Annotated in this window: 6 protein-coding genes and 1 pseudogene; 3 read left to right on the forward strand and 4 right to left on the reverse strand. The window is 67.2% G+C overall.

The features are described 5' to 3' along the window. The first annotated feature begins 66 nt into the window (after positions 1-66). Positions 67-1,269 (forward strand): M50 family metallopeptidase, encoded by a 1,203-nt coding sequence (locus tag QH196_RS29300; RefSeq protein WP_280419084.1) that lies wholly within the window; start codon positions 67-69, stop codon positions 1,267-1,269. 38 nt (positions 1,270-1,307) lie between these two features. Beyond that, positions 1,308-2,057, forward strand: a complete 750-nt coding sequence (locus QH196_RS29305; RefSeq protein WP_280419085.1) for an AAA family ATPase — start codon at positions 1,308-1,310, stop codon at positions 2,055-2,057. 130 nt (positions 2,058-2,187) lie between these two features. Here QH196_RS29305 and lhgO read toward each other — a convergent pair whose 3' ends face one another. Beyond that, complete coding sequence (gene lhgO, locus QH196_RS29310) at positions 2,188-3,402, reverse strand: L-2-hydroxyglutarate oxidase (protein WP_280419086.1); 1,215 nt, start codon at positions 3,400-3,402, stop codon at positions 2,188-2,190. Positions 3,403-3,495: 93 nt separating this feature from the next. Then, the gene (gene rlmN, locus QH196_RS29315) at positions 3,496-4,605 is read right to left on the reverse strand and encodes a 23S rRNA (adenine(2503)-C(2))-methyltransferase RlmN (protein WP_280419087.1); all 1,110 of its coding nucleotides are present in this window, start codon (positions 4,603-4,605) and stop codon (positions 3,496-3,498) included. Positions 4,606-4,785: 180 nt separating this feature from the next. Between rlmN and QH196_RS29320 the strand changes: the two genes are divergently transcribed. Beyond that, positions 4,786-5,175 carry a LapA family protein gene (locus QH196_RS29320; protein ID WP_280419088.1) on the forward strand — a complete coding sequence of 130 codons (390 nt, stop codon included), beginning with the start codon at positions 4,786-4,788 and terminating at the stop codon, positions 5,173-5,175. A gap of 15 nt (positions 5,176-5,190) precedes the next feature. On the opposite strand, the gene QH196_RS29325 is transcribed toward QH196_RS29320, so the two are convergent. Next, positions 5,191-6,162, reverse strand: coding sequence for a phosphatidate cytidylyltransferase (locus tag QH196_RS29325; protein ID WP_280419093.1), 972 nt, complete (start codon positions 6,160-6,162; stop codon positions 5,191-5,193). Positions 6,163-6,552: 390 nt separating this feature from the next. After that, positions 6,553-6,648, reverse strand: a pseudogene (locus tag QH196_RS29330) (ribosome recycling factor); the annotation flags it as partial.

Genomic DNA, 6,648 nt, shown 5'->3' on the forward strand with positions numbered 1-6,648 from the left:
GGCCGCTCCGGTCTCCGTGCGGGCCGAGAGATCTGATCTGCGCACCGCAGGAGGGCTGTAGACCACATGCTGTTCGTGTTGGGGTTCGTGCTGTTCGCCCTCGGCATCACGATTTCGATCGCATTGCACGAATGCGGGCATATGTGGACCGCGCAGGCGACCGGAATGAAGGTCCGCCGGTATTACATCGGTTTCGGCCCGAAAATGTTCTCCTTCCAGCGCGGGGAAACCGAATACGGGGTCAAATGGCTGCCGCTCGGCGGTTTCTGTGATATCGCCGGAATGACCGCGCTCGACGAACTCGAACCCGAGGAAGTCGAGCGCGCCATGTACCGGCAGGCCGCCTGGAAACGCCTCGTCGTGATGTCCGGTGGAATCGCGATGAACTTCCTGCTCGGATTCCTCCTCATCGTGGTGCTCGCGGTCGGCTGGGGACTCCCCAACCTGAACCAGCCACCCGAAACCGCCCTCGGTGATATGACCTGCGTCGCGCCGCAGAACCCCGACGGAACCGTCGGCACCTGCACCGGCGAGGGCCCCGCCCAGCGCGCCGGCCTGCAACGCGGCGATGTGGTGACCGCGGTCGACGGCGAACCCGTCGACACGTGGAAAGAATTCCAGACCCTCACCCAGCAACAGGACGGCCCGTTCACCTACACCCTCGAGCGCGGCGGGCAGACCATGGATATCGAGGTCGTGCCCGAGCAGACGATGCGCTACCCCAGCGAGGGTGGCCCGGGCCGGGAAGTCGGTGTGGTCGGGGTCGGCCAGGAATTCTACGAACCGGTCCAGTACGACATTCTCGGTGCGATTCCCGCCTCGGCGGCATTCACCGGGGATATGTTCATCCGCACATTCCAATCGCTGGCCCAGATGCCGGCAAAGGTGGCCTCGCTGTGGGACGCGGTGACCGGCGGAGAACGCGATGCCGATACCCCGGTCAGTGTGTACGGCGCCAGCAAGATCGGCGGCGAAACCGCCGAACGCGGCTACTGGAATATGTTCATCCTCGTCCTGGCGAGCCTGAACTTCTTCCTCGGCGCGTTCAACATCCTGCCGCTGCTACCGCTCGACGGCGGTCATATCGCGGTGGTGTTGTACGAGAAGATCCGCAACACCTTCCGCGGCTGGAAGGGCCTCGCACCCGGCGCCCCCGTCGACTATCTGAAACTGCTGCCGCTCACCTACGTCGCCGTCGTCATCGGCGGGGCATACATGCTGCTCACCCTGGCCGCCGACATCATCAACCCGATCAACCTCTTCCCCTGACCGCCGGTTCGGCCCCGCGGCTCGGCTAGCATCGCCGCATGCGGCGTGCACCCGGGCCCGGGCACTATCTCCAGGCCGTCCGGCTCGATTCCACCGCCGACGCGACCGGGTACCCGTTCGATCTACCCGCGGTCCGCCACCTCGCACGGTCCGGCGGGCTGTCGCTGCCGCCTGGTGTGACGTTCCTGGTCGGCGAGAACGGCAGCGGAAAATCGACACTGCTCGAGGCGATCGCGGTGGCAGCGGGTCTCAACCCCGAGGGCGGTAGCCAGAACTACCGGTTCGCCACCCGCGCCAGTGAGTCGGAACTCGGTGAGCATCTGGTCCTGCGCTGGGGCATCCACAAACCGCGTAGCCGCTTCTTCCTGCGCGCCGAATCGTTCTACAACCTGGCCACCGAAAGCGAACGGCTCGGCCCGGAACAACTCACCGTACTCGGGGGCTCACCGCACAGCCGTTCACACGGCGAATCGTTCGTCGACCTCATCCGGCACCGGTTCTTTCCCGGCGGCCTCTACCTCATGGACGAACCCGAAGCCGCGCTGTCCGCCCGCGGCTGCATGACCGTGCTGGCGCGGATCGCCGAACTGGTATCCGACGGCTGCCAGTTCGTGGTGGCGACCCACTCCCCAATTCTGCTGGCGGTCCCGAACGCGACGATTTACCAATTCGACGAGGACGGTTCCATCGATGCCGTCGATTTCGATCAGGCCGTTCCGGTCGCCGTCACCCGGGAGTTCCTCGCCAGGCCGCAGCACTATCTGCGGTATCTGCTCGAAGAACCGTGAAGGGGCCATTGGCGAGGGTCTCCACCAGCCACCCACTCGTTCGGCACGGGACGAGCATCCGCCCCGGCAAGATCCATGCGACAACGCAACGCCACGTCCTGGCCGTGGCATCTCGGCTCGGCGCCGCACGTCAGCTCAGGGTGTGTTCGCCCTTCCCGTCGACCACATCCACCACGTATTCGGCGATCGCCAGCGAGGAGGTCGCCGCCGGGGACGGCGCGTTGCGGACGGCGGTGACCGGGCCCAGCCGGTCGATCCGGAAATCGTCGACCAGGGTGCCGTCGGCGTCGAGGGCCTGGGCCCGGACACCTGCTCCCACGCGCACCACATCCGCGCTACCGATTGCGGGAATGTAGCGCTGCGCCTTACGCATATACGCGGCGATGGATACCGAGCCGTACATTTCCTCGAGCCCGGTGCGCCAATGCTGCCGAACCATCTGCCGGAAACCCGGCCAGGCCAGCGTTTTCGCCATATCCCGGGGTACGAAACGGGTACGCCGGTACCCCTCCCGCGCGAAAGCCAGGACCGCGTTCGGACCGACCTCGACGGTTCCCGATACGCGCCGAGTGAAATGCACGCCCAGAAACGGGTACCGCGGATCCGGGACGGGATAGACGAGGCCGCGTACCAGCTTCCGCTTCTCCGGCACCACATCCATGTACTCACCCCGGAAAGGGACGATGCGAGGGCCGGCGTCGCCACCGGCCAGAGCGGCGACCGAATCCGCCTGTAATCCGGCGCAGAGCACAACCCGATCCGCCCGCAGAACCTGCTCCCCTGCAGCGACTTCGACACCCGAAGCGGTCCGGGTGATCCGGTCCACCGCGCAGGAAGTTTTGACCTCGCCGCCGGCCGCCACTACGTCTGCCGCGAAAGCCTCGGCCACGCGGCGGAAATCGGTGATCGCGGTATGCGGTGAGTACAGCGCCGCGATACCCTCCGCGAACGGTTCGATATCGCGAATGCCGGCGGCATCGACACGGCGCAGCCCGGGTACCTCATTATGTCCCGCCCGCGCCTCGAGGGCGTCCAGGCGAGCCATCTCTTCGTCTTCCACGGCGATGACGAGCTTGCCGCATTCCTCGTACGGCAACTCCCGCTCGGCACAGTACTCGCGCAGCAGCGCCCGGCCTCGCGCGCACAGCACAGCCTTCAGACTCCCCGGCTGATAGTAGATCCCGGCGTGTACCACCCCCGAGTTGTGTCCGGTCTGGTGCGCCGCCACCCGGTTTTCCTTCTCCAGCACCACAACCCGGTCTTCCGGCCACCGGTGACAAATCTCCCGGGCCACCGCCAAACCCACGATCCCCGCACCGACCACAACGACCACTCGGCCGGCCATACACACTCCTACTTGCCGTACGTCCGTCAGGGTGCCGAACTCAGGGCTGCTCCAGCACCACGGGTTCGGTCACCGGGGAAGACGGCCCGGTCCTCAGCCTTCGGCGGCCAACTGTCCGCAGGCGGCGGCGATTTCCTGGCCGCGGGTATCGCGGACCGTGCACGGAACGCCCTGTGCTTCGACCCGGCGCACGAACTCGCGCTCGACCGGTTTCGGGCTGGCATCCCATTTGCTGCCCGGTGTCGGGTTGAGCGGGATGACGTTCACATGCACGCGCGACCCGAGCGCCTTGTGCAGTTTCGCGCCGAGCATATCCGCCCGCCAGGGGTGATCGTTGATATCGCGGATCAGCGCGTACTCCACCGAGATGCGGCGGCCCGTCTTGTCGGCGTAGTAGCGGGCAGCGTCGAGGACCTCCGCCACCGGCCACCGGTTGTTCACCGGGACGAGAGTGTCGCGGAGTTCGTCGTCGGGGGTGTGCAGGGAGACGGCCAGCGTCACCGAGAGGCCCTCGTCGGCGAGTTTGCGGATCGCCGGGGCCAGGCCCACGGTGGAGACCACCACGTTGCGCTGCGAGATACCGAGGCCGTCCGGCGCGGGCGAGGTGATCCGCCGGACGGCGTTCACCACTCGCTTGTAGTTCGCGAGCGGCTCCCCCATACCCATGAACACGATATTGGACAGGCGCCCGGCCCCGCCCGGTACTGCGCCGTCGCGCAGATCGGCCGCGGCGGCGCGGACCTGGTCGACGATTTCGGCGGTGGACAGGTTGCGGTCCAGCCCGCCCTGGCCCGTGGCACAGAACGGGCAGGCCATACCGCAACCGGCCTGGCTGGAAATACAGAGGGTGGCGCGATCCGGGTAGCGCATGAGCACGCTCTCCAGCAAGGTGCCGTCACCGGCGCGCCACAGCGTTTTCCGGGTCTCCCCGGAATCGCAGGCGATATGCCGGACCGGGGTCAGCAGCGGCGGGAAGAGCGCACCGGCGATCGTGTCCCGCACAGCGGCGGGTAGATCGGTCATCGCGGCGGGATCGGCTTGGAGCCGGCCGTAGTACTGGCGGGCGATCTGGTCGGCCCGGAACTTCGGCAGGCCCAGTTCCGCCATGGCGGCACGGCGCCCCTCGGCGTCGAGATCGGCGAGGTGGCGGGGCGGCATCCCGCGGCGGGGTGCGTCGAAAACCAAGGGCAAGGGGGCGGTCATAGTCCTACCAGTGTGGCATCCCGCTCGATGTGACCAGCGACAAGCCGCCTTCGGAGGGCGATGGGCACGGTCGGGATGTACCCGGGCGCCGACGCCGGACGCCGATCGTCGTAGTGCGGCGCGGCAACGGGCCGACCGGAAATCCATGCGCCGGCGATAGCTGTCGGCAATCATCGTCATATGGCGACCTCTGATGACCGAATCCCCGAACCCGGTTCGGCGCCGGGCGCGCGTCCGGCGGGCGGACCGGCCGGCGAACCCGTGCGTGGTAAGCCCGCACCCGCCTCCACCGGCCGGAAGACAACCGATAAGGCACGCCGCAAGAGTGCGGGCAGTTCCCGTGTAGGCAACGCTTGGATAGCGTTGATCATCGCGGCGATCCTCGGCATCGTCCTGCTGATCTTCATCATCCAGAACTCGGAGAGTGCGGATGTCGAAATGCTCTTCTGGAACTTCTCGCTGCCCCTGGGCGTGACGATACTGCTCTCGGTGATCGCGGGCGCCCTCGTGATGGCGCTGGTGGGCGGGGTCCGCATCATGCAGTTACGCCGCGCGGTACACAAGGAGTGAGCGGCCGGCGCGGCCTCAGAGCAGGGTGCTGAGCACCAGCCAGGACACGAAGGCCGACGGCAACATGGAATCGAGCCGGTCCATGATGCCGCCGTGCCCGGGCAGCATCGTGCCCATATCCTTGATGCCCAATTCGCGTTTGATCTGCGATTCGATCAGATCGCCGAGGGTCGCGACGACCACCAGGCCCACACCGAGCACCACCCCGATCATCGAGTTGGCTTCCAGCAGCAGTGTCACGGTGAGCAGACCGCCGATGATCGCGAACACCAGCGAACCGCAGAATCCCTCCCAAGATTTCTTGGGACTGATCGAAGGCACCATGGGATGGCGGCCGAACAGCACGCCCGCCACATAACCGCCCACATCGGAGCACACCACCAGGATCATGAAGGTCAGCACCCGCAGATTGCCGTCGGGATCCTCCAGGAGCAGCAGGACCGCGAACGAGGCCAGCAGCGGAATCCACGCCAGGGTGAACACCGTGATCGCGGTATCGCGCAGGAAATTGCGTGGCGCCGTGTTCAGGCCGTGGTCGAACAGCCGCCACACCATACAGACCAGGACAGTCGCCGCGAAGGCGCCGACCACGCCACTCGCCCCGAACGGCCAGCCCAGCCAGAACACCGCTTGACCACCGGCTATCAGCGGCGTGCGCGGTACCAGCACATCCGCTTCGCGGAGTCGTTTGGCCACCTCCCAGGTGGCAATACCGACCGCGACGCCAGCGACGCCGATGAACACCGTGGGGACGAAAAGCAGGACCGCGATACACGAGATCCCGAGCGTCAGGCCGACGGCGAGCGCCGCCGGAAGGTTGCGCCCCGCACGGGAACGGCGCGGGGCCGGGTCCGCGGCGGCATTGCTCGCAGCTCCTGTCCCGGCGGCCGCAGCGGCCGCTGCCGCACCGGGCGACCCGGAACTACCGGGTGCAGCCGGGGACGCGCCGCCGGTAGGCGTACCGGCGGGCACAGCACCGGTAGGCATATCGGTAGGCACGACACCTGAGGGCGTACCGGCCGCCGAGGCGTCTGCGGACGCACCGGCGGGCGCCGGTGTCGATTCGGATATGCCCTCGGCCGGCGGCTGCGGTCGGGCCGCACCGGTCGCGGCGGCTTTCTCGGCCACGATTGTCCCGTCGCTCAACTCGTCGTCGTTCCGTTCGTTCCCACCCGAAGCGGGCGTCGCCGCTCCGCTGTTGTCATTGTGCGTCAATCCCCGGGCCATCGGCCCGCCGTGGCGGCGCCGATACGGCACTGCTTCGGCACGGCACCCACCGCTCGTGCCGAGCACGGACAGTACGCGGCCCACGTCACCCGATACGCCTGCGCAAACTACACCACCGCCGCGGCGGCGGATACACCGGAAAACGCCGGATCAGACCTCGAGCAGTTCGGATTCCTTGTGCTTCACCAGCTCGTCGATCTGACCGACATATCTGGCCGTAGTCTTGTCCAGCTCCTTCTCGGCCCG

Source organism: Nocardia carnea, from assembly GCF_029868325.1.
In the GTDB taxonomy this organism is placed as follows: domain Bacteria; phylum Actinomycetota; class Actinomycetes; order Mycobacteriales; family Mycobacteriaceae; genus Nocardia; species Nocardia carnea_C.

Coding starts and splice junctions, on each gene's coding strand:
- QH196_RS29300 (WP_280419084.1), top strand. CDS start 67: ATGCTGTTCGTGTTGGGGTTCGTGCTGTTCGCCCTCGGCATCACGATT.
- QH196_RS29305 (WP_280419085.1), top strand. CDS start 1,308: ATGCGGCGTGCACCCGGGCCCGGGCACTATCTCCAGGCCGTCCGGCTC.
- lhgO (WP_280419086.1), bottom strand. CDS start 3,402: ATGGCCGGCCGAGTGGTCGTTGTGGTCGGTGCGGGGATCGTGGGTTTG.
- rlmN (WP_280419087.1), bottom strand. CDS start 4,605: ATGACCGCCCCCTTGCCCTTGGTTTTCGACGCACCCCGCCGCGGGATG.
- QH196_RS29320 (WP_280419088.1), top strand. CDS start 4,786: ATGGCGACCTCTGATGACCGAATCCCCGAACCCGGTTCGGCGCCGGGC.
- QH196_RS29325 (WP_280419093.1), bottom strand. CDS start 6,162: ATGCCTACCGGTGCTGTGCCCGCCGGTACGCCTACCGGCGGCGCGTCC.